At 55.0% G+C, this 22,304-nt stretch carries 22 protein-coding genes; 9 read left to right on the plus strand and 13 right to left on the minus strand.

Going from position 1 to position 22,304, the window contains the following annotated elements; genetic code table 11:
- Nucleotides 1-81 precede the first annotated feature (81 nt).
- Entirely contained in the window at nucleotides 82-1,155 is a 1,074-nt protein-coding gene (locus O1724_RS09185; RefSeq protein ID WP_116290985.1) for an acyltransferase family protein, read from the minus strand.
- 256 nt (nucleotides 1,156-1,411) lie between these two features.
- Here O1724_RS09185 and lolC point away from each other — a divergent pair, with 256 nt between their 5' ends.
- The 5 genes from lolC to cobB are packed head-to-tail and all read left to right on the plus strand — an operon-like array spanning nucleotide 1,412 to nucleotide 6,351.
- Nucleotides 1,412-2,611 (plus strand): lipoprotein-releasing ABC transporter permease subunit LolC, encoded by a 1,200-nt coding sequence (gene lolC / locus O1724_RS09190; RefSeq protein WP_017384712.1) that lies wholly within the window; start codon nucleotides 1,412-1,414, stop codon nucleotides 2,609-2,611.
- Nucleotides 2,604-3,305 carry a lipoprotein-releasing ABC transporter ATP-binding protein LolD gene (gene lolD, locus O1724_RS09195; RefSeq protein ID WP_414539013.1) on the plus strand — a complete coding sequence of 234 codons (702 nt, stop codon included), beginning with the start codon at nucleotides 2,604-2,606 and terminating at the stop codon, nucleotides 3,303-3,305. Before lolC ends, lolD begins: the two co-directional genes overlap by 8 nt.
- Complete coding sequence (lolE, locus tag O1724_RS09200; RefSeq protein WP_003857918.1) at nucleotides 3,305-4,549, plus strand: lipoprotein-releasing ABC transporter permease subunit LolE; 1,245 nt, start codon at nucleotides 3,305-3,307, stop codon at nucleotides 4,547-4,549. Before lolD ends, lolE begins: the two co-directional genes overlap by 1 nt.
- A 54-nt stretch (nucleotides 4,550-4,603) precedes the next feature.
- A complete protein-coding gene (gene nagK / locus O1724_RS09205; protein WP_022650795.1) occupies nucleotides 4,604-5,515 on the plus strand; it encodes an N-acetylglucosamine kinase in 912 nt (303 codons plus the stop codon).
- 14 nt (nucleotides 5,516-5,529) lie between these two features.
- Nucleotides 5,530-6,351 carry a Sir2 family NAD+-dependent deacetylase gene (cobB, locus tag O1724_RS09210; protein WP_126296681.1) on the plus strand — a complete coding sequence of 274 codons (822 nt, stop codon included), beginning with the start codon at nucleotides 5,530-5,532 and terminating at the stop codon, nucleotides 6,349-6,351.
- Nucleotides 6,352-6,385: 34 nt separating this feature from the next.
- On the opposite strand, the gene potD is transcribed toward cobB, so the two are convergent.
- From potD to potA, 4 genes are read right to left on the minus strand one after another with little or no spacing between them, the layout of a single operon-like run.
- Nucleotides 6,386-7,420, minus strand: coding sequence for a spermidine/putrescine ABC transporter substrate-binding protein PotD (potD, locus tag O1724_RS09215; RefSeq protein WP_022650796.1), 1,035 nt, complete (start codon nucleotides 7,418-7,420; stop codon nucleotides 6,386-6,388).
- The gene (gene potC / locus O1724_RS09220; protein ID WP_015570805.1) at nucleotides 7,417-8,208 is read right to left on the minus strand and encodes a spermidine/putrescine ABC transporter permease PotC; all 792 of its coding nucleotides are present in this window, start codon (nucleotides 8,206-8,208) and stop codon (nucleotides 7,417-7,419) included. Before potC ends, potD begins: the two co-directional genes overlap by 4 nt.
- Nucleotides 8,205-9,062, minus strand: a complete 858-nt coding sequence (gene potB / locus O1724_RS09225) for a spermidine/putrescine ABC transporter permease PotB (protein WP_017693625.1) — start codon at nucleotides 9,060-9,062, stop codon at nucleotides 8,205-8,207. The genes potC and potB overlap by 4 nt, the downstream gene beginning before the upstream one ends.
- Nucleotides 9,046-10,194, minus strand: coding sequence for a spermidine/putrescine ABC transporter ATP-binding protein PotA (potA, locus tag O1724_RS09230; RefSeq protein ID WP_176691006.1), 1,149 nt, complete (start codon nucleotides 10,192-10,194; stop codon nucleotides 9,046-9,048). The genes potB and potA overlap by 17 nt, the downstream gene beginning before the upstream one ends.
- A 237-nt stretch (nucleotides 10,195-10,431) precedes the next feature.
- Here potA and pepT point away from each other — a divergent pair, with 237 nt between their 5' ends.
- Nucleotides 10,432-11,655: a peptidase T gene (gene pepT / locus O1724_RS09235; protein WP_023315823.1), complete on the plus strand. Its 1,224-nt coding sequence runs from the start codon at nucleotides 10,432-10,434 to the stop codon at nucleotides 11,653-11,655.
- Between the two features lie 98 nt (nucleotides 11,656-11,753).
- Nucleotides 11,754-12,245 (plus strand): REP-associated tyrosine transposase, encoded by a 492-nt coding sequence (locus tag O1724_RS09240; RefSeq protein WP_126296678.1) that lies wholly within the window; start codon nucleotides 11,754-11,756, stop codon nucleotides 12,243-12,245.
- 88 nt (nucleotides 12,246-12,333) lie between these two features.
- Here O1724_RS09240 and O1724_RS09245 read toward each other — a convergent pair whose 3' ends face one another.
- The 3 genes from O1724_RS09245 to phoP form a co-directional block, all read right to left on the minus strand.
- Complete coding sequence (locus tag O1724_RS09245) at nucleotides 12,334-13,455, minus strand: ribosomal protein uL16 3-hydroxylase (RefSeq protein ID WP_126296677.1); 1,122 nt, start codon at nucleotides 13,453-13,455, stop codon at nucleotides 12,334-12,336.
- Nucleotides 13,456-13,546: 91 nt separating this feature from the next.
- Nucleotides 13,547-15,010, minus strand: a complete 1,464-nt coding sequence (phoQ, locus tag O1724_RS09250; protein ID WP_015570801.1) for a two-component system sensor histidine kinase PhoQ — start codon at nucleotides 15,008-15,010, stop codon at nucleotides 13,547-13,549.
- Nucleotides 15,011-15,682 carry a two-component system response regulator PhoP gene (phoP, locus tag O1724_RS09255; RefSeq protein ID WP_026094318.1) on the minus strand — a complete coding sequence of 224 codons (672 nt, stop codon included), beginning with the start codon at nucleotides 15,680-15,682 and terminating at the stop codon, nucleotides 15,011-15,013.
- A gap of 394 nt (nucleotides 15,683-16,076) precedes the next feature.
- On the opposite strand from phoP, the gene O1724_RS09260 reads away from it, so the two are divergent.
- Nucleotides 16,077-16,469: a hypothetical protein gene (locus O1724_RS09260; RefSeq protein WP_022650801.1), complete on the plus strand. Its 393-nt coding sequence runs from the start codon at nucleotides 16,077-16,079 to the stop codon at nucleotides 16,467-16,469.
- An 87-nt stretch (nucleotides 16,470-16,556) separates the two neighbouring features.
- On the opposite strand, the gene purB is transcribed toward O1724_RS09260, so the two are convergent.
- The 5 genes from purB to rluE are packed head-to-tail and all read right to left on the minus strand — an operon-like array spanning nucleotide 16,557 to nucleotide 20,892.
- Nucleotides 16,557-17,927 carry an adenylosuccinate lyase gene (gene purB / locus O1724_RS09265; RefSeq protein WP_022650802.1) on the minus strand — a complete coding sequence of 457 codons (1,371 nt, stop codon included), beginning with the start codon at nucleotides 17,925-17,927 and terminating at the stop codon, nucleotides 16,557-16,559.
- 19 nt (nucleotides 17,928-17,946) lie between these two features.
- Nucleotides 17,947-18,576, minus strand: a complete 630-nt coding sequence (gene hflD, locus O1724_RS09270; RefSeq protein ID WP_006809213.1) for a high frequency lysogenization protein HflD — start codon at nucleotides 18,574-18,576, stop codon at nucleotides 17,947-17,949.
- A gap of 27 nt (nucleotides 18,577-18,603) precedes the next feature.
- A complete protein-coding gene (gene mnmA / locus O1724_RS09275) occupies nucleotides 18,604-19,716 on the minus strand; it encodes a tRNA 2-thiouridine(34) synthase MnmA (RefSeq protein ID WP_032103856.1) in 1,113 nt (370 codons plus the stop codon).
- A 40-nt stretch (nucleotides 19,717-19,756) separates the two neighbouring features.
- Entirely contained in the window at nucleotides 19,757-20,230 is a 474-nt protein-coding gene (locus O1724_RS09280; protein WP_045330560.1) for an NUDIX hydrolase, read from the minus strand.
- Nucleotides 20,230-20,892, minus strand: a complete 663-nt coding sequence (rluE, locus tag O1724_RS09285) for a 23S rRNA pseudouridine(2457) synthase RluE (protein WP_022650805.1) — start codon at nucleotides 20,890-20,892, stop codon at nucleotides 20,230-20,232. Before rluE ends, O1724_RS09280 begins: the two co-directional genes overlap by 1 nt.
- Nucleotides 20,893-21,009: 117 nt before the next feature.
- Between rluE and icd the strand changes: the two genes are divergently transcribed.
- Nucleotides 21,010-22,260 (plus strand): NADP-dependent isocitrate dehydrogenase, encoded by a 1,251-nt coding sequence (gene icd, locus O1724_RS09290; protein WP_003857898.1) that lies wholly within the window; start codon nucleotides 21,010-21,012, stop codon nucleotides 22,258-22,260.
- Nucleotides 22,261-22,304 lie beyond the last annotated feature (44 nt).

The following is a 22,304-nucleotide window of genomic DNA, read 5'->3' on the forward strand; positions in this document are numbered from 1 at the left end:
CTTTATTATCCTCGATCGTTATGCATAAGCAAATCGTAACCGCACAAGAGGGAAAGTGCCCCCGGATGGGGGCCGAGGAGATTAACGGGTAGCAGTCTGTGGAGAAAGCCGCGCGGGAGGGGAGAAGAAAAGGTCGCCAAAGAGGGCGGTTGAGAGCTTACGTGCCCCCAGCCCAACCAGCGTGCAGACGAGCAGGCTGATAAACGGATAGACCAGAATCAGCGTTAACTCCGCCCAGATCGGCCAGTACGCCGCATTCATTTCGCGAATCAGGAGCAGGCTAAACGCCTCAATTAAAATGCGGTGGGTGGTATAAATCGCGATGGTGTTTGAACCGATGACGTTCAGCAGATTATTGGGATGAACGGCATAACGCTGCTCGAAGCTGTAAAAGAGCTTCATGATGACCACGATCGACAGCAGTGAGAGCGGCAGAGGAACATTAGCGAACCACAGTACTACCGACACCGCGCCAGAGGCGATAAGTACCAGCCAGCTGCGGCGCAAATTCATCCCTTTCATCCACGCCATCAACTGCGCGCCGTACCATGCGCCGAGGCTGTAGTAGATCATGTTGCGAACCACGCTGTTCATTCCCCACCACGGTAACGGCAGGAAGTTGATGGCGATGCTTGCCAGCGCCAGAACCCCCAGCATCGGCAGTTTCCAGCGGCTCAGCAGCTTACAGAGCGTAAAGTAGACCACTAACGCGTACAAATACCACAGGCTGGTGCTGGCCGTGAGCATTCCCAGTACAAACTCTGAAACGGAATCGGCGTAGGCCGCATTGGATGCTGTCGCCAGTTCTCGCTCGGGGGCGAGCCAGGCATTCAGATGGGTCAGCGCCTGCCATTGCAGGACGCCCCACAGGGCCAAAACCCAGACGATGCTCCAGATCCGCTTGTCGAGACTGGTGCGCCAGTTCACCTCGTCGATATAACGACGGATCAAATAGCCGGAGATAAAGAAAAACACCGGCATACGGAACGGGGCAAGGTAAAGATTAAAGTAGACCCAGCATTTGGCGAGCAGGCCCGATAACGGATGCTGTAGCCCGTCAAGGTGAGGATAAAAGGTGATCACCGAGTGGTAAATTACCACCAGGCAGATGCACAGGCCTTTTATCTGGTTAATCCATAATGCTTTTTGTTTCATGGTGCGTGACGACCTTGTTGCCATAAACGAAACGCCGATTGTTGTAAAATGAAGCCCTGATGTAATGGGTAACAGTCTGTATCAGGACGATTTTCGGAAAAGGTGGAGGCTGTCTGGCGGAAGTTCAGTCAGTAGCATGATGATTTATCTGAATTTTTCGGAAAAATGATTACCGAATCTTACGGTTTCAGTCATTTACGCTTAACGGATTCGCTTATATACTCGTGGGTCTGCTATCAGCAAACAGACGGATTTCATGTATCAACCTGTCGCACTCTTTATAGGCTTACGTTACATGCGTGGGCGCGCCGCGGACCGCTTCGGTCGCTTTGTCTCCTGGCTTTCGACTATTGGCATTACGCTTGGCGTGATGGCACTGGTGACGGTGCTTTCCGTCATGAACGGCTTCGAGCGCGAGCTGCAAAACAATATCCTGGGGCTGATGCCGCAGGCCGTTCTCTCTTCCACTCAGGGTTCCGTTAATCCGCAACAGCTGCCGGAAAGCGCGGTGAAGTTACAGGGTGTCACGCGCGTTGCGCCGCTCACGACGGGCGATGTGGTGCTGCAAAGCGCCCGTAGCGTGGCGGTCGGGGTGATGCTGGGTATCGATCCCGCGCAAAAAGATCCGCTGACGCCGTTCCTGGTCAATGTGAAACAAACCGACCTGGAAGCGGGTAAATACAACGTCATCCTCGGCGAGCAGCTTGCCGGGCAGCTCGGGGTCAACCGTGGCGATCAGCTGCGCGTGATGGTGCCGTCAGCCAGTCAGTTTACGCCGATGGGGCGTCTGCCAAGCCAGCGCCTGTTCAACGTGATTGGCACGTTTGCGGCGAACAGCGAAGTTGATGGTTACCAGATGCTGGTGAACATTCAGGACGCCTCGCGTCTGATGCGCTACCCCGCGGGAAATATTACCGGCTGGCGTCTGTGGCTTGATGCGCCGCTGAAGGTGGATACCCTCAGCCAGCAGACGCTACCGGAAGGGACGAAATGGCAGGACTGGCGCGACCGGAAAGGCGAACTGTTCCAGGCCGTGCGCATGGAGAAAAACATGATGGGGCTGCTGCTGAGCCTGATCGTGGCCGTTGCCGCGTTTAATATCATCACCTCGCTCGGGCTGATGGTGATGGAGAAGCAAGGCGAAGTCGCCATTCTGCAAACCCAGGGGCTGACTCCGCGCCAGATCATGGCGGTATTTATGGTCCAGGGTGCCAGCGCCGGCATCATCGGCGCGCTACTCGGCGCGGCGCTGGGGGCGCTGCTCGCCAGCCAGCTCAACAATCTCATGCCGATTATCGGCGCGCTGCTTGATGGCGCGGCGCTGCCGGTGGCTATCGAGCCGCTCCAGGTGGTCGGTATTGCGCTGGCCGCGATGGCCATTGCGCTGCTTTCTACGCTTTATCCTTCCTGGCGGGCTGCCGCCACTCAACCCGCTGAGGCTTTACGTTATGAATAAGCTCCTGTTGCAGTGCGACAACCTGTCCAAACGCTATCAGGAAGGCACTGTGCAGACCGACGTGTTGCACAATGTGAGTTTTAGCGTGGGCGAAGGCGAGATGATGGCGATTGTCGGCAGCTCCGGCTCCGGTAAAAGTACGCTGCTGCACCTGCTTGGCGGGCTGGACACGCCAACCGAAGGCGATGTGATCTTCTCCGGGCAGCCGCTGAGTAAAATGTCGTCTACGGCGAAAGCCGAGCTGCGTAACCGTGAGCTGGGTTTTATCTACCAGTTCCACCATCTGCTGCCGGACTTTACGGCGCTGGAAAACGTCGCAATGCCGCTGCTGATTGGTAAAAAGAAACCCGCGGAAATTAATGCCCGCGCCAGCGACATGCTAAAAGCGGTAGGGCTGGGTCATCGCGGGAATCACCGTCCGTCTGAGCTTTCCGGCGGTGAGCGTCAGCGTGTGGCCATCGCCCGTGCGCTGGTCAACAACCCGCGCCTGGTGCTGGCGGATGAACCGACAGGTAACCTCGATGCGCGTAACGCAGACAGCATTTTCCAGCTTCTCGGCGAACTGAACGCCGCGCAGGGAACCGCGTTTCTGGTGGTCACCCACGATTTACAACTGGCTAAGCGGATGGGGCGTCAGCTGGAAATGCGCGACGGTCGTCTGAATGCTGAACTGACGCTGATGGGAGCGGAGTAATGGCTTCACCGTTATCGTTACTCATCGGGTTACGCTTTAGCCGCGGTCGTCGCCGGAGCGGGATGGTTTCCCTTATCTCCGTGATCTCCACCATCGGTATCGCCCTGGGCGTGGCGGTGCTGATTGTGGGCTTAAGCGCCATGAATGGCTTTGAGCGTGAACTGAATAACCGCATTCTGGCCGTTGTCCCTCACGGTGAAATCGAGCCGGTTAACCAGCCGTGGTCCAACTGGCAGGATGCCCTGAACAAAGTGGAAAAGGTGCCCGGCATTGCGGCGGCTGCACCTTACATTAACTTTACCGGGCTGGTAGAGAGCGGGGTAAACCTGCGCGCCATTCAGGTGAAAGGGGTAAATCCTCGTCAGGAAGAGCGTCTGAGCGCGCTGCCGCGCTATGTGCAAAATGGCGCATGGGCAAACTTTAAGGCCGGCGAGCAGCAGATTATCATGGGCAAAGGCGTTGCCGATGCGCTGAAGGTGAAGCAGGGCGACTGGGTCTCGATCATGATCCCGAACGCCAGCGCTGATCACAAATTGCAGCAGCCTAAGCGCGTACGTCTGCACGTCACCGGTATTTTGCAGCTGAGCGGCCAGCTCGATCACAGCTTCGCGATGGTGCCGCTGGAAGATGCACGCCAGTATCTGGATATGAGCGACAGCGTGACGGGCATTGCCATTAAGGTTAACGACGTCTTCAACGCCAATAAACTGGTGCGTGACGCTGGCAGCGTGACCAATAACTATGTCTACATCAAAAGCTGGATCGGCACTTACGGGTATATGTATCGTGATATCCAGATGATCCGCGCGATTATGTATCTGGCGATGGTGCTGGTGATTGGGGTGGCGTGTTTTAATATCGTCTCGACGCTGGTGATGGCCGTTAAGGATAAGAGCGGCGACATCGCCGTGCTGCGTACCTTAGGGGCGAAAGACGGTCTTATTCGCGCCATCTTCGTCTGGTACGGTTTACTGGCGGGGCTGTTTGGCAGCCTCTGCGGCGTGGCGATCGGCGTGGTGGTTTCCCTTCAGCTGACGCCGATTATCAACGGGATTGAAGCGCTTATTGGCCATCAGTTCCTGTCAGGCGATATCTATTTTATTGACTTCCTGCCGTCTGAACTGCACTGGCTGGACGTTATTTATGTGCTGGTTACAGCACTTTTACTGAGTCTGCTGGCAAGCTGGTATCCGGCGCGTCGCGCTAGCCGAATTGATCCGGCGAGGGTATTAAGTGGCCAGTAATTTCGTCATGGTTTAGCGGTCTTTTGGCCGCTGAATCAAACAGAGGAATGCATCATGTATTACGGATTTGATATTGGCGGCACCAAGATTGCGCTCGGCGTGTTCGATAAAGATCTTAAGCTACAATGGGAAACCCGCGTCCCCACGCCGCGCGAAAGCTACGATGAATTTTTAACCGCCATTGCCGCGCTGGTGGCGCAAGCGGATGAACGCTTTGGCGTCAAAGGCAGCGTTGGCATTGGTATTCCGGGTATGCCCGAAACCGACGATGGCACGCTGTACGCGGCCAACGTGCCTGCCGCCAGCGGCAAACCGCTGCGGGCCGATCTCTCCGCGCTCCTTGAACGCGACGTGCGTTTAGATAACGATGCCAACTGCTTCGCGCTCTCTGAAGCCTGGGATGATGAATTCCGTCGCTTCCCGCTGGTGATGGGGCTGATCCTCGGAACGGGCGTCGGTGGCGGGATTGTCATTAACGGTAAGCCCATTACTGGGCGCAGCTATATTACCGGCGAATTTGGCCATATCCGCCTGCCGGTGGATGCTCTGGAGGTCGTCGGACGTGATTTCCCGCTGACCCGCTGCGGCTGTGGGCAGCACGGCTGTATTGAGAACTACCTATCAGGCCGCGGGTTTGCATGGCTTTACGAACACTTCTATCATCAGAAACTTGAGGCCCCTCAAATCATTACCCTGTGGGAGCAGGGGGATGCGCAGGCGCGTGAGCACGTCGAGCGCTATCTGGATCTGCTGGCGGTGTGTCTGGGGAATATCCTGACTATCGTCGATCCGGATCTGCTGGTGATCGGGGGAGGGCTGTCAAATTTCACTGCGATTACGGAACAGTTGTCCGGGCGTCTGACCCGACATTTATTGCCGGTCGCCCGCGTGCCGCGCATTGAGCGTGCGCGACACGGGGACGCAGGAGGCATGCGCGGAGCCGCATTCCTTCATCTCACCGATTAGTTTACGAGGTTATTATGCTGTCGCGTCGCCAGGGTCGACTCAGCCGTTTTCGCAAAAATAAACGCCGCTTACGTGAACGCCTGCGTCAGCGGATCTTTTTCAGAGACAGGATGATGCCAGAAGCGATGGATAAACCCAGAGTGGTGGTGTTGACCGGGGCGGGGATCTCCGCCGAATCCGGTATTCAGACTTTCCGCGCAGCGGATGGACTGTGGGAAGAACACCGAGTTGAAGATGTGGCGACGCCGGAAGGTTTCGCCCGCGACCCGGCGCTGGTGCAGGCGTTCTACAACGCCCGCCGTAGTCAGCTTCAGCAGCCGGAGATTGCGCCGAATGCGGCGCACCTGGCGCTGGCAAAGCTGGAGGAGGCGCTGGGGGATCGTTTTCTGCTGGTCACGCAGAACATCGACAATCTTCACGAAAGGGCCGGAAACCACAACATCATTCACATGCACGGCGAACTGCTTAAGGTGCGGTGCGCCTGGAGTGGTCAGGTGCTGGAGTGGAAAGAGGACGTGCTGGACGAAGACCGCTGCCACTGCTGTCAGTTCCCTTCGCGTCTGCGTCCGCATGTGGTCTGGTTTGGCGAAATGCCGCTGGGAATGGATGAGATCTACAGCGCCCTGGCCATGGCGGACGTCTTTATCGCCATTGGTACTTCGGGACATGTCTATCCGGCGGCGGGATTTGTTCACGAAGCGCGACTTCAAGGTGCCCATACGGTGGAGCTTAATCTGGAGCCAAGCCAGGTCGGGAGTGAGTTTGAAGAGAAACATTACGGTCTGGCGAGCGAGGTGGTGCCAGCCTTTGTGGATAAACTCCTGAAGGGGCTATAAGAGTAACGGGCGACATTGCGTCGCCCGTTATGCATTAACGGCCTGCTTTTAGCTTCTGATAATACTCTTCATACAGGCGGCTCGCGTCACCGACGTCGTTCTGCCATTCCCCTTTGCTGATAGTTTCAGCGTCCGGATAAAGCGATTTATCATTTGCCACTTCAGGGCTTAAAAGCTTCCGTGCGGCCAGGTTTGGCGTCGGGTAGCCGATGGTTTCCGCCACCTCTTTTGCCACATCCGGGCGCAGCAGGAAGTTGATCAGCTTCAGGGCGCCCTCGACGTTTTTCGCATTCGCCGGGATCGCGAGGCTGTCCATCCAGAAGATGCCGCCCTCTTTCGGCCAGACCACCTCAAGCGGCGTCCCGGCCTGACGCGCCACAAACGCAGAGCCGTTCCAGACCATCCCCAGATTCACTTCACCTTCCATATACGGGTTAGCCGGGTTATCCGAGTTGAACGCCGCCACGTTTGGCATCAGCTTTTTCAGTTCGTTATACGCTGCTTCGATCTCTTTCGGATCGGTGGTGTTGCCGGAATAGCCGAGTTTACGCAGCGCCACCTGGAACACTTCGCGCGCATCGTCGGTTAACAGCAGGCTGCTTTTGTATTCCGGCTTCCACAGGTCAGCCCAGGATGAAACCGTTTTGGGATCAATGGCATCGCTGTTGATGCCAATTGCCGTCGCGCCCCAGATGTACGGAATGGAGTAGTCGTTGTTCGGGTCGAAAGGCTTGTTTAGCATCTCAGGATCGAGGTTTGAAAAATTGGTTAGCTTCGTTTTGTCGATCTTCTGGATCATGCCTTCTTTGCGCATCTTGTCGACGAAATAGGTCGACGGCACCACCAGGTCATACGCGCCATCTTTATAGGTTTTGAGCTTGGCGTACATGGTTTCATTCGACTCGTAGGTCGAATAGATCACCTTGATGCCTGTCTCTTTGGTGAACTGCTCCAGCAGGCCCGGCGGCACATACTCGGTCCAGTTGTAGAAATAGAGCGTTTTGCTGTCATCAGCATGCGCAGCGCCCATTCCGAGCACCAGTGCCGCAGCGGCAAGCATTTTTTTCATTTCTGTGTCCCCTGAGATTTTGTTTTATCACGAGCAATAACCTGGCTGGCAATCACCAGAACCAGCGATAACACCAACAGAATAGTCGCCAGCGCGTTCACTTCGGGTGAAACACCGACTTTAACCATTGAGTAGATCTTCAACGGCAGAATTTCATAGCTCGGCCCGGTGACGAAGGAGGACACGACCACGTCGTCCATCGACAGGGTAAAGCTGAGCAGCCATCCTGCTGCCACGGCGGGCATCGCCAGCGGCAGAATGATTTTGCGCAGAATGGTCATCTCGCTGGCACCCAGATCTTTCGCCGCTTCCAGCATGCGTACGTCGAACCCTTTCAGACGCGCGTAGACGGTTACCACCACAAACGGCAGACAGAAGGTGATATGCGAGAACAGCAGCGACCAGAAACCGAGCTGGACGCCCAGCAGCATAAACAGCACCAGCAGTGAAATGGCCATCACGATATCCGGGGACATCATCACCACAAACAGCATACCGCTGACGAACGGCTTACCGCGAAAACGGTAGCGGTACAGCGCCACGGCGGTCAACGAGCCAATCAGCGTCGCGAAGGTGGCAGAGAATACCGCCATCGTCAGCGAGTGCTGAGCGGCCTGTAGCAGGCTGTCATTGTTCATCAGCAGGCCATACCATTTGGTGGTAAACCCTTGCCAGTTAATCCCGAAGCGCGAGCTGTTAAAGGAGTTCACGATCAAAATGATTATCGGTATATAAAGATACGCATAAATGGCGGTCATAAAACCACCGCGAAGCAGTCGACCGATCATTCCAGCTCCACCTTCTTATTCAACAGGCGTGAGGCACGCCAGTAAACCAGCAGCATCAGCCCCATCACCACCGTCAGCGTTATGCTGGTGGCCGAGCCGAACGGCCAGTCGCGAATGTTAAGGAACTGGCTCTTAATCACGTTACCGATCAGCAGGTTTTTCGCCCCGCCCATCAGGTCCGAGACGTAGAACAGCCCCATCGCAGGCAGCATGACCAGCAGACAGCCGGCGATAATACCCGGCATGGTCAGCGGAATAATGATGCGGACAAAGGTTTGTAACTTACTGGCGCCCAGGTCTTTCGCTGCTTCCAGCAGCGGTTTATCGAGCTTTTCAATGCTGGAGTAGAGCGGCATCACCATAAACGGCAGCAGGATATAGACCAGGCCGACAATCACCGCGCCCGGGGTGAACATGATGCGGATCGGCGTCTCGATCACCCCCAGCCACAGCAGAAACTCGTTCAGATAACCTTTGGTGCTGAGGAAGATTTTCAGCCCGTAGATGCGGATTAACGAGTTGGTCCAGAACGGCACAATCAGTAAAAACAGCAGCAGCGGCCGCACTTTTTGCGGCAGGCGGGCCAGGAACCAGGCGAACGGATACCCCAGTACCAGGCAGGCGAGGGTGGCAATCAGCGCCATATTGAGCGAGTGCAGCAGCACGTCAAAATAGAGCGGATCGAGCAGGCGCGCGTAGTTGTCCAGCGTAAAGACCATCGCCACGAAGTTCGCGTCGTCGCGGGTGAGGAAGCTGGTCACGATGATCATCAGGTTGGGAAGAAAGACAAACAACACAAGCCAACCGACGATCGTGGCAATCACCACATTCTGGAACTTACTTGTGTTCTTCATCAGCCAGTACAACCTCCCAGCTTTCTACCCAGTTGATGACCATTTTCTGATCCAGCGAGTGGTCGAAGTCCGGATCGTCCTCGTTAAAGAATTCGCTGACCATCACCATTTTGCCGTTTTCCAGTTCGACCACGGATTCGAGGGTCATCCCTTTGTAGTTACGTTCGCGAACGTAACCGATCAGACCTTCGACGTCAGCCGTGTCGTGGATCTCATCAACGCGGAGATCTTCCGGGCGCAGCAGGACGTTGAGCCTTTGCCCCTTTTCCACGGCAAAGTTAACCGTGATGTTGCATTCGCGGCCTTCCACGTTCGCGCGCACGCGCTGCTCGTCCAGACGCTCAATCACCGTGGCGTTGAAAATATTGATTTCACCAATGAAGCTGGCGACGAACAGGTTTTTCGGCTCTTCGTAAATTTCACGCGGGGTGCCATCCTGCTCAATCTTGCCGTCGCGCATCACCACGATACGGTCTGACATGGTCAGGGCTTCTTCCTGATCGTGCGTGACAAACACGAACGTAATGCCGAGCTTACGCTGAAGCGCTTTCAGCTCGTTCTGCATCTGCTTGCGCAGCTTGTAGTCCAGCGCGGAGAGGGATTCATCCAGCAGGAGCAGGCGAGGTTTGTTGACCACGGCGCGGGCAATGGCCACACGCTGCTGCTGACCACCGGAAAGTTGATGAGGCTTGCGCTGGGCGAATGCCTCCAACTGCACCATGCGCAGGGCTTCGGTAACCCGAGGCGGGATCTCGCTGGCCGGTGTTTTTTGCATCCGCAGGCCAAACGCCACGTTCTCAAACACGGTCATGTGCGGGAACAGGGCATAGCTCTGGAAGACGGTATTGACGTGGCGATCTTCGGCAGGAACCTGGGTAATGTCCTGGTTCTCAAGATGGATATGGCCGTTATCGACGCTTTCCAGCCCGGCGATAAGGCGCAGGACGGTGGTTTTGCCGCAGCCGGAGGGGCCGAGCAGCGTGAGAAACTCACCGTCATCGATGGTCAGATTAAGGTCGGAAATGACATCTTTGCCATCGAAACTTTTACGAATTCGTTCCAGTTGCACCAGCGGTGAAAGGGAACGGGGTTGTGTATTCAATTTTCGCGCTGTCCCATATAGACGCCTCAGGCAGCAGACTGAAGCGGGGTTTGTGTGTAACCACCTTGGTGACTCGTAATGAGGGCGGACATTCTACGGCAAACCCATTGAATCGCCAATCCTTCTCACTTATTCATAAGCTACATTTATTAACGCAGAACGATATAAACGTAAAAAGTTCTCGTTTGCGGGATAAAAGTGACCTGACGCAATATTTGCGTTTTGCTGCTTAATGATAATGTTGTCACAAAAAGTGAGGGTGACTGCATGGATAAACTACTTGAGCGTTTCTTACATTACGTTTCGCTGGATACCCAATCTAAGCCGGGGGTCCGACAGGTGCCAAGCACCGAAGGCCAGTGGAAGCTGCTAAATCTGCTGAAAGAGCAGATGGAGGCTATGGGGTTGGTTGACGTCACGCTCAGCGAAAAAGGGACCGTGATGGGAACGCTGCCGGCGAATATTGACGGCGATATCCCGGCAATTGGCTTTATTTCTCATGTCGATACCTCACCTGATTTTAGCGGTAAACACGTTAATCCGCAGATTGTTGAAAACTACCGCGGCGGTGATATAGCACTGGGCATTGGCGACGAAGTGCTGTCGCCAGTGATGTTCCCGGTACTGCATCAGCTGCTGGGGCAGACGTTAATCACCACCGACGGCAAAACCTTGCTGGGGGCCGATGACAAAGCGGGCATCGCCGAGATCATGACGGCGCTGGCGGTGCTGAAGGGCAAAAATATCCCGCATGGCGATATCCGCGTGGCCTTCACGCCGGATGAAGAGGTTGGAAAAGGCGCGAAACACTTTGACGTTGAGGCGTTTAACGCGCAATGGGCCTACACCGTTGACGGTGGCGGCGTGGGTGAACTTGAGTATGAAAACTTCAACGCGGCATCGGTAACGATCAAAATCGTCGGGAATAACGTGCACCCGGGCTCTGCGAAAGGAGTGATGGTGAATGCACTGTCGCTGGCTGCGCGTATTCATGCGGAAGTGCCCGCCGAAGAGAGCCCGGAGATGACGGAAGGGTATGAGGGTTTTTATCATCTGACCAGCATCAAGGGGACCGTGGACAGCGCGCAGATGCACTATATTGTCCGCGATTTCGACCGCAAAGCCTTTGAAGCGCGCAAGCGTAAGATGATGGAGATCGCGAAAAAAGTCGGCAAGGGGCTACATCCGGATTGCTATATTGAGCTCATCATCGAAGACAGCTATTACAATATGCGCGAGAAGGTGATGGAACATCCGCACATTCTTGATATCGCCCAGCAGGCGATGCGCGATTGTGACATCGAGCCGGTGATGAAACCGATCCGTGGTGGAACCGATGGTTCACAGCTGTCGTTTATGGGCCTGCCGTGCCCGAACCTGTTTACCGGTGGATATAACTACCACGGCAAGCATGAGTTCGTGACGCTGGAAGGGATGGAGAAAGCGGTGCAGGTGATTGTGCGGATAGCGGAGTTAACCGCGAAGCGGTAAGAAAATGCCCGGTGGCGCTTCGCTTACCGGGCCTACAGGTGCAATATGTAGGCCGGGTAAGGCGTAGCCGCCACCCGGCACATGAACAGGGAGTTCAAATGTCAAACTACCGCCGCTACTACATCCCCGGTGGGACTTGGTTTTTCACCGTCAATCTGCAAAACCGCCAGAGCGATTTACTTACTCGCCACATCGACAGCCTGCGTTCCGCTACCGCCACGGTTAAGCGTGCGAAGCCCTTTACCATTAACGCCTGGGTTATCCTGCCTGAACATATGCACTGTATCTGGACCCTGCCGGAAGGGGACAGCGACTTTTCAGCGCGCTGGCGCGACTTCAAAAAAACGTTTAGCCGCAACATTGAGCTGCGCCACGTCTGGCAACCGCGTTTCTGGGAGCACACCATTCGCAATGAGCAGGATTATCGGCGGCATATGGATTACGTCTACATCAATCCGCTGAAGCATGGCTATGTCGGGAAAGTCGTCGACTGGCCCTATTCAACGTTTCATCGGGACGTGCGGGAGGGGTTATATCCGGCAGACTGGGCGGGTGAGATTGAGGATTTTGCGGCGGGGGGGCGGAAGTAAAACAAAGCCGGGTGGCGGCTACGCCTTACCCGGCCTACATTTCGATCGTAGGCCCGGTAAGCGCAGCGCCACCGGGCATTAAAGCGGTTCAGTCCTCAAAAAACCAGTACCCGCTGTTAACCAGCGCGGCCAGCATGGCGAGGAAGGAGGGATCGTCCAGCGCGTCGCCAAAGGTATCCGCAGTCAGCACCATATGGCTGGCAATTGCTTCCAGCGCCGGGCGATGCGGAGAGTCCAGGCGCTCGCCGTTGACGAATACCTCTTCGCCAATGCGCAGTACACGTAATCCGCCCAGACGAACCAGCTTATCGCCCTGCTGGAGCGCATCATAAATTTCATCTGCCTGATAAGGCGGCTCTGGCGGTGCGACGTCCAGTTCGTGACGCGACTGGCTGATAAACTCGCCAAACCAGTGTCTGAAGTGCTCCGGTTCGTTGATCAGATCCAGCATCATCCCGCGCAGCTTATCCAGCTCCTCTGGCAGAATATCCGCCGGATGCTCACGCGCCGGAACGTCCGGATCGCTGTAACGGTAACTGCCCAGCTCACGCTGTAAAACATAGTCAGCAAATCCGCTGATCAACTCGCGCCCGCTTGGCGCGCGGAAACCAACCGAATAGTTCAGCGAGTTTTCCAGGGAATAACCTTCATGCGGGAAGCCCGGTGGGATATAAAGAATGTCACCTGGCTCCAGCTCTTCATCAATGATCCCTTCAAACGGATCAACCTGGAGCAGATCCGGGTGCGGGCAGTGCTGTTTCATTGGCACTTTTTCGCCCACGCGCCAGCGACGGCGACCGGTACCCTGAATGATAAACACGTCGTACTGATCCAGATGCGGACCCACGCCGCCACCGGGAACGGAGAAGGAGATCATCAGATCGTCCATTCGCCAGTCTGGCAGGGCGCGGAAGGGACGCATTAAGGCTGCGGTAGGTTCGTGCCAGTTGTTGACCGCCTGCACCAGTAAAGACCAGTTGTTTTCGCCCAGGTGATCGTAGCTTTCAAAGGGACCGTGGCTGACCTGCCATTTCCCGTCCTGGTGGCTTACCAGACGGCTGTCTACCTCGTTTTCCATCGCCAGACCAGCGAGTTCGTCAGGAGAAATAGGGTCGATAAAATTGCTGATCCCGCGTTTAAGAACGACCGGGCGTTTTTGCCAGTAACGTTCAATAAAGTCGGGCCAGTTAAGCGTTAATTGATAATCCATATTTATGTATTCCGCAGGCTCTTACTGAGTCGGATTATAACGGAAGCCCCGCTCCCTGGCTGCGAGATCCGCGTATTTTTCACATTCCGGGTCAACTATCGTTCGATACGGGATGCTGGCGGCCAAAAATGACTTCCATCCGGGCTCCGCCCAGCAAACTTTCACCGGTTTCAATCTTGCCCTCGTACTGATCGACTATTTCCCTGGCGACGGATAATCCGACGCCCTGGCCTGGCCGCAGCGTATCGGCGCGCTGGCCGCGATCGAACACTACTTCGCGTTTATTACGGGGAATGCCAGGACCATCATCCTCAACGATAATATGCAGTTCGTTATCCGTTACCCGCGCGGAGACCTCGACAAACTCCAGACAATATTTGCAGGCGTTATCGAGCAGGTTTCCCATCACTTCCATAAAGTCATTCTTCTCGCCAACAAAGCTAATTTCCGGTGAGATATCCAGACTGATGTTGACCCCTTTACGCTGGTACACCTTGTTCAGCGCCGAGGTGAGGTTATCCAGCAGCGGGGCTACCGGGTGCAGTTCACGGCTCAACAGGGCGCTTCCGGAGCGCATGCTCGCGCGGTGCAGGTAATAGCCGATCTGCTGTGAAATACGGCTGATTTGTTCCAGCATCACCGGCTCTGCATCATCCACGCTCATTTTCGAACTGCGCATGGAACGCAGGGTACTCTGCATCACCGCCAGCGGGGTTTTCAGGCTGTGCGTAAGGTCGGTGAGCGTCGTGCGATACTTGTCGTAGCGTTCACGTTCGCTTTTCAGCAGGCGGTTGAGGTTGCGCACCAGGCTGGTCAGTTCGCGCGTAGTTTCCGGGTTCAGCTTCTCGCGGTGATGTTCTTCCAGCTCGCGCACCTCTTTGGCAAGGGATTCAATCGGGCGGAGGCTCCACCATGCAGCAACCCACAGGAGAGGGATCACCAGCAGCAGGTTGGCAGCCAGAACATACACAAACCAGTTCCATACCATATATGAGCGTTTCAGCTCAACCGGGATGGTATCGATCACCACAATGGTTAACTGCGGCATGTTCAGGGTGGCGGGATAAAGGTTGATGGCCACAGAGTGGGTCATCTCCGTGTCGTCATCTTCGGCACGGATCTCATTAAGCTTGATCTGTAAGGCGCGATCGTCACGCAGCAGGCTGCTGGTGGAGTTGAGATCGGCTTCTATTTCATGAAAACCGTTGGTTTTCAGCCATTCCGGACGGATGCGCTTTTTCAGCCACGGGACATCGCGCTGGGCCCACAGCAATTTCCCTTTTTCATCGTAGATCAGCGCCAGCGTCGGGCTCTGCTGATTCAGGTTTTCCGGCATCTCGACGGTGATTCGGTTGTTCTCCCACTTCGCCAGGGTATAAAACAGGTTACTTTCGCCGCGAAGCAGGCGGAAGGTGGTTTTATCGAAGCTCACGCTATACCCGACCAGCGCCACCATCCCGTAAGAGAGCGACAGCACCAGCACGACGGCGGCGGTTGCCAGCAAAAAGCGAACCCGCAGCGAAAGGGGTAAAATGTGACGCAAAATCCCTTTCATTTAGCGTAATTCAAACAGGTAGCCCTGACCACGCACGGTGGTGATCACGTCATGCGGGTACTGCGCCTGAATTTTTTTACGCAGGCGGCCCATCAGCACGTCAATGGTGTGGCTTTCGCGCAGTTCGGCATCCGGATAGAGCTGAAGCATCAGGGAATCTTTGCTCACCACTTTACCGTTGTTACGGATCAGCGTTTCCATGATGGTGTATTCGAATGCGGTCAGCTTGATCACTTCATCATTAATAGAAAATTCGCGGCGGGAGAGATCCACCTGGAATGGCGGCAGAGAGATCACCTGCGACGCCAGCCCGCTGTTGCGGCGCAGAAGCGCCTGCATACGCGCGGCGACTTCTTCAATATGGAAGGGTTTGGTCACGTAGTCATCCGCGCCAGCGCTCAGGACTTCAACCTTGTCCTGCCAGCCTTCACGGGCAGTTAGCACCAGCACCGGCAGGGAAACGTCATGGCTACGCCAGCGGCGGATAAGGGACAATCCGTCTTCATCCGGTAGCCCTAAATCGACAATGGCGATGTCCGGCAGGTGTTCATTGAGATAATAATCGGCCTCTTTTGCGTCTTCAGCATCGTCCACCTGATGACCCATCTCCTGAAGTTGAACTTTCAGGTGATGACGTAGCAATGCGTTATCCTCAACAACCAGTACGCGCATCATCACTTCTCCCTTTATAAATGGTATGAATAGTTTAACGCTGATTATTCAGGTTGACACCAGCGCGATGAAATTAAATGATTTTTTTGCATGCTCCAGAACACAGGGGGCATGACGCCAGGCGCGGGTAATATAAACGGACTTGTTTTCGCAAGCTTCTGCAATCCGGATAAAACAGCCATCCGTTTATGAAATGTTGAAGGCGAGTCGCTTTTTTGACAGAAGGGTCACGCCAGTTTTGTAAAGATTGCCCTTTTTTTTGTAAGGATGTTCTCACTATGTCTGCCTTTGTCTACGCTTATTTTATGGTGCGAAATTAGATTTGCATAAGATGTGCCAGAAAAGCAGCATTTTTACACGACAAAACAGCAATATAGCGAGTAAAGAGGGTTTTATGGAATGGAAGGTTGTTGAGACTATTGCGAGCCCGGAAAGCGGAACTATCTTTTGCAAAGTTGAAACACAGTATGGTCTGAATTATATCCTGTGGTTAAAGGGAGATTATTACGTTCGTACAGGTGAAATCATCACCACCTCAAACCAGGGGATCCTGATTAACGATCGACGCCGTAGAGTATGGATAGCGCAGGCAATGCCCTTTACATCCATAGGCTGGATGGGGTTCAAACAGAAAAACGCGTGTCCAGGCAACCGGCAAGAGATGGATCGTCCGTGCACGGCTGAAACCCCGTGCCAGTTCAAACTGTGCCCGTTCGGCTTAAAACGGTATATTCCGGAAAGTTATTCCACGACGAAAATTAACAACCATCCTGACGGCAGGCTTTAATCCCGGCAAAACAGGTAATGTGACGTGAAAACATCAACTCGATGATGTAAAACAGCCCCCTTTCCGGATGGAAAGGGGGAAGGGCGATTACTTTAGCTCGTCAACCATAGTAATGGCGCGGCCAATATAGTTTGCCGGGGTCATCTCTTTCAGGCGCGCTTTTTCTTCTTCTGGCAGCGCCAGACCGTCGATAAACTGTTTCATACCTTCAGCATCAACGCGTTTACCGCGGGTCAGCTCTTTGAGTTTCTCGTACGGTTTTTCAATGCCGTAACGACGCATCACGGTCTGAATCGGCTCCGCCAGCACTTCCCAATTGTGATCCAGCTCGTCCAGCAGACGGTCGCGGTTAACTTCCAGTTTGCTCACACCTTTCAGGGTGGACTGGTAGGCGATCAGCGCGTAGCCAATACCTACGCCCAGGTTACGCAGCACCGTGGAGTCAGTCAGGTCGCGCTGCCAGCGGGATACCGGCAGCTTGCTCGCCATATGCTGCAACACGGCATTCGCCAGACCCAGGTTACCTTCGGAGTTTTCGAAGTCGATTGGGTTCACTTTGTGCGGCATGGTGGACGAACCGATTTCCCCGGCGATGGTTTTCTGCTTGAAGTGGTTCAGGGCGATGTAACCCCATACGTCACGATCGAAGTCGATCAGGATGGTGTTGAAGCGCGCAATGCAGTCAAACAGCTCGGCGATGTAGTCGTGCGGCTCAATCTGGGTGGTGTACGGGTTCCACTGGATCCCCAGAGAGGTCACAAATTCTTCGCTGAACTGGTGCCAGTCCACTTCCGGGTACGCGGCGATGTGGGCGTTGTAGTTACCCACCGCGCCGTTGATTTTGCCGAGGATCTCAACCTGCTCCAGCTGACGATACTGGCGTTCCATGCGGTACGCCACGTTCGCCATTTCTTTACCCATGGTAGATGGGGTTGCTGGCTGGCCGTGAGTACGGGACAGCAGCGGAATGTCGCGGTATTCCACGGACAGCGCTTTCACCGCATCAATGATTTTACGCCAGTAAGGGAGTACCACCTCTTTCCGCGCGGTAGAGAGCATCAGCGCGTGAGACAGGTTGTTAATATCCTCAGACGTACAGGCGAAGTGAATAAATTCAGATACCGCGTGCAGGGCAGGGACGCATGCCACTTTCTCTTTCAGGAAGTATTCAACTGCTTTCACGTCGTGGTTGGTGGTGCGTTCGATGGTTTTAATGCGCGCGGCATCTTCTTCGCTGAACTCAGCAACGATTTTATCAAGGTAATCGTTTGCCTTTGCGTCAAAAGCAGGAACTTCCTTGATTGCTGTCTGGGCGGCCAGCTTTTGCAGCCAGCGTACTTCAACCTGAACACGGAACTTCAGCAGGCCATATTCGCTGAAGATCCCGCGCAGCGCGCTGACTTTATCGCCGTAGCGTCCATCGACAGGGGATACGGCGGTCAGTGAGGATAATTCCATAATTCGCAACTCCGGGAGGTTAACAATGAGCAAGAATTTGTTTTGCCTGAGTCGTCAGGCGATGACGAGAAAACATTAACTGTAGGCGGCCACCGCCGACCTGTTGCCACAGCACGGCGGCACGGATGCCTGCCAGCAGCGAAGCGCGTACCTTCGCCTGTACCTGTGGGCTTTGCAATACGGCAGGCGAACCGGTGACCTGAATACGCGGGCCGAGCGGGCTAATCACGTCAACGTAGATACCGGCCATCGCGCTCAGCAGGGTCTCAGACTGGAGGTCAAAGTGGTCGAGCTGGCGCTGTAGCCCGGCGATGCGATCGCCCAGGGTATTCATTGCGCCTTTTGCCGCGTTCAGCTTACGTTCCAGCACCATCAGGCTTAAGGTGTAGCGGGTCAGTTCCGCATTCAACCCCTGACGGTTACTGGCGTTGAGCACGCCGAGCAGAGTTTCAAGACCGAGACGAAGATTGGTTTCACTGCCGCCAAAGACGCCCAGCGTGGAGCCTGGGTTGAGGTCGATAACGCTGTTAAGTGAAACGTGCAGGGCGTCAGCGTCGCAATGACCCTGATGCGCCAGCTGTTGCACCAGACGGGCTGACTGGCAAATTCCCGCCAGCGCCAGGGTGATGTCGTAATAGTTCTTCGCCACACGGTCTCCTTTATGTGTGCAAACGGTTTAAACAGCAGGCAGCGGCAGGCGCTGTTCAATGATCCCACCGCCGAGGCAAATTTCGCCGCTGTAGAAAACAGCAGACTGGCCAGGGGTAACGGCGGAAACCGGCTCGTCGAAACGCACGTCAATGCGATCGTCATCCAGTGCGGTTACGGTGCAAGGGATGTCCGTCTGGCGGTAGCGCGTTTTCACTGTGCAGCGCAGCGTGCCTTTCAGCGGCTCGCGATCGACCCAGTGCAGCTGTTGCGCGATCAGTCCAACGGACATCAGGCGCGGGTGGTCGTGACCCTGAGCCACAACCAGAATATTGTTTTCGACGTCTTTGTCGACCACGTACCACGGATCTTCGCTGCCCTCTTTGGTGCCGCCGATACCCAGACCTTTACGCTGGCCAAGAGTGTGGTACATCAGTCCCTGGTGCTGACCAATCTCATCACCGTCAACGGTGACGATTTTGCCCGGCTGTGCAGGCAGGTAGCGCCCCAGGAACTCGCGGAATTTACGCTCGCCGATAAAACAAATACCGGTGGAGTCTTTTTTCTTCGCGGTGATCAGATCCAGATCTTCAGCAATCTTACGCACTTCCGGCTTTTCCAGCTCGCCGACCGGGAACAGACTTTGGGCAATCTGTTCGTGGCTCAGCGTATAGAGGAAGTAGCTCTGATCTTTGTTGCCGTCCAGACCACGCAGCAGCTGGCTTTTGCCATTCACATCCGCGCGACGCACGTAGTGGCCGGTCGCAATGTAGTCTGCGCCCAGGTCTTCCGCAGCGAATTCCAGGAAGGCTTTGAATTTGATCTCTTTGTTGCACAGGATATCCGGGTTTGGCGTGCGGCCCGCTTTGTACTCTTCGAGGAAGAGTTCAAAAACATTGTCCCAGTATTCTGCGGCAAAGTTAACGGTGTGCAGTTCGATGCCGAGCTTATCGCACACGGCCTGCGCATCGGCGAGATCCGCAGCGGCAGTGCAGTATTCCTCGCCATCGTCTTCCTCCCAGTTCTTCATGAACAGGCCCTCCACCTTATAGCCCTGTTGCTGCAACAGGTAGGCGGAAACGGAGGAATCGACACCGCCGGACATGCCGACGATTACTTTTTTCTGGCTGTTATCTGACATGGAATACTCACGACATTGAACTTCAAGGCGGCGTATTCTATCACGCCCCCCCACCATTGACACCCTCTGTAAACGGCCAGTTAAATTCTGCAATGACATCCAGCGGCAGGCGCGCCGTAGACTGCCAGCAGCGGATGCTTTCCGCAACCAGTGGCGAGCGCAGGTTTGGCGCGTTCAGGATCTCGTCTGCGGTCACCCACAGGCAGCGATCGATATCGTCGTCGTGCGGTTCAGTGGCGCACGTTTCGTTAAGCTCAACGGCGAATAAAAAGCGCAGGAAAGGTGTCTGGTCAGGCGCTATCCACTGATGCATACGGATAAAGTGCTGCGGTTCGGCGCGGATACCCGTCTCTTCCCAGAGCTCGCGTTTCGCTGCCTGCAATAAGGTTTCATTGGCTTCAAGATGCCCGGCTGGCTGGTTCCACAGCGCTTTGCCGTTAATGGTCTCTTCCACCACCAGGAATTTCCCCTGCGCGTGGACCACGCAGGCGACCGTAACATGAGGTTTAAACATCAGTTCTCCTTAGGGGTAACATCCCGCCATTCCCCGTTTGCCAGCGAGTCCAGCGTATAGCTGCCCATGGCGTAGCGAATGAGTCGCAGGGTAGGGAAGCCTACATGTGCAGTCATGCGCCTGACCTGTCGGTTGCGGCCTTCATAAAGGGTGATTTTAAGCCAGCTGGTAGGAATGGATTTACGCTCACGAATCGGCGGGTTGCGCGGCCACAGCCACTCGGGTTCATTCACACGTTCAATACCAGCCGGCAGGGTGGGACCGTCGTTCAGCGTTACGCCGTTGCGCAGCTTTGCCAGCGACGCGTCGTCCGGCTCGCCTTCAACCTGCACATAGTAAATTTTTCCGGTACGTTTGCCCGGCTGAGTAAGCCTGGCCTGGAGCACGCCGTCATTGGTAAGGACCAGCAGCCCCTCGCTGTCGCGATCCAGACGTCCCGCTGCGTAGACTCCCTGTACGGGGATAAAGTCCTTCAGCGTGCTGCGCCCGGCCTCGTCGGTAAACTGCGGCAATACATCGTAGGGTTTATTGAACAGTATGACCCGCGTTGGCTGGGGTTCTGGCGTTCTTCTGGTGGCTTGTCGTGAGCTGAATCGCTCAACCCGGTGTTTTCTAAAAGAAGTTTTCGTCATGGTATTTTCAGGCGTTATCAATTGCCGCATTATAGCCTAATAACGAAGACCTTTCATGGCGTCGGACAATCAGGTACTATCGGAAGGCTCATTACAATTTATTAACATAAGATCAGTAACAACCAGAAGCGCTCGAAGGAGAGGTTAATGGAAAGCAAAGTAGTTGTTCCGGCGGAAGGTAAAAAGATCACCCTGCAAAACGGCAAGATTAACGTTCCTCACAACCCGATTATCCCGTTCATCGAAGGTGACGGTATCGGTGTAGACGTTACCCCGGCGATGCTGAAAGTGGTTGATGCCGCTGTTGAGAAAGCCTACAAAGGCGAGCGTAAAATTTCCTGGATGGAAATTTACACCGGTGAAAAATCCACTCAAGTTTATGGCCAGGACGTCTGGCTGCCAGCCGAAACGCTGGACCTGATCCGCGACTATCGCGTTGCTATCAAAGGCCCTCTGACCACGCCAGTTGGCGGCGGCATTCGCTCCCTGAACGTGGCGCTGCGTCAGGAACTGGATCTGTATGTGTGTCTGCGTCCGGTGCGTTACTACCAGGGCACCCCAAGCCCGGTTAAGCACCCGGAACTGACCGACATGGTTATCTTCCGTGAAAACTCTGAAGACATCTACGCGGGTATCGAATGGAAAGCGGACTCTGCTGACGCAGAAAAAGTGATTAAATTCCTGCGCGAAGAGATGGGCGTGAAGAAAATTCGCTTCCCTGAGCATTGCGGCATCGGCATCAAGCCGTGCTCCGAAGAAGGGACCAAGCGTCTGGTGCGTGCCGCCATCGAATACGCTATCACCAACGATCGTGACTCTGTGACCCTGGTGCACAAAGGCAATATCATGAAGTTCACCGAAGGCGCGTTCAAAGACTGGGGCTACCAGCTGGCGACCGAAGAGTTCGGCGGTGAACTGATCGACGGCGGCCCATGGCAGAAAATTAAGAACCCGAACACCGGTAAAGAGATCATCATTAAAGATGTGATTGCCGATGCGTTCCTGCAACAGATCCTGCTGCGTCCTGCTGAGTATGACGTGATCGCCTGTATGAACCTGAATGGTGACTACATCTCCGATGCGCTGGCAGCACAGGTGGGTGGTATCGGTATCGCCCCGGGCGCGAACATCGGTGACGAGTGCGCCCTGTTCGAAGCCACTCACGGTACTGCACCGAAATACGCAGGCCAGGATAAAGTCAATCCAGGCTCTATCATTCTGTCCGCAGAGATGATGCTGCGTCATATGGAATGGTTCGAAGCCGCAGACCTGATCGTTAAGGGTATGGAAGGCGCGATTAACGCGAAAACCGTCACCTATGACTTTGAACGTCTGATGGAAGGCGCTAAACTGCTGAAATGCTCAGAGTTTGGCGACGCGATTATCGCGAACATGTAATCCACTCGCTGGGTTAAATGACAACGGGAGCCTGAGGGTTCCCG

This window comes from Enterobacter cloacae complex sp. HYC074_NIDB, from assembly GCF_056673345.1.